The following is a 233-nucleotide window of genomic DNA, read 5'->3' as shown; positions in this document are numbered from 1 at the left end:
AAGAGCGCCCGGAGGTGGGTTCGGTAGGGAGGGTTTCCTTACAAGGATGCGCCATGAGCGAACATGAACCCGCGCCGGGTCGGCACGCCAGTGATGCACTGCCTGGCACGCGCCTCAAGCTGGAGCGCGGGCATCAGGGGTTGTCGCGTGATGAGGTGGCGACACAGCTCAACCTGCGGCCCAGCCTGGTCGATGACCTGGAACGCGACCACTACGACCGGCTTCCCATCGCC

1 protein-coding gene is annotated in these 233 nt (G+C 65.7%); it reads left to right on the top strand.

Annotated elements, in window-relative coordinates:
- Nucleotides 1-53 precede the first annotated feature (53 nt).
- The coding region (locus R2R70_RS23360) for a helix-turn-helix domain-containing protein (RefSeq protein WP_410979401.1) at nucleotides 54-233 on the top strand (180 nt) is incomplete at its 3' end.

The organism is Cobetia sp. SIMBA_158 (genome assembly GCF_046566945.1).
GTDB classification, from domain to species: Bacteria; Pseudomonadota; Gammaproteobacteria; order Pseudomonadales; family Halomonadaceae; genus Cobetia; species Cobetia amphilecti.
Note: the sequence above shows the minus strand (reverse complement) of the source record. Positions and strands in the feature narration are given on the sequence as shown.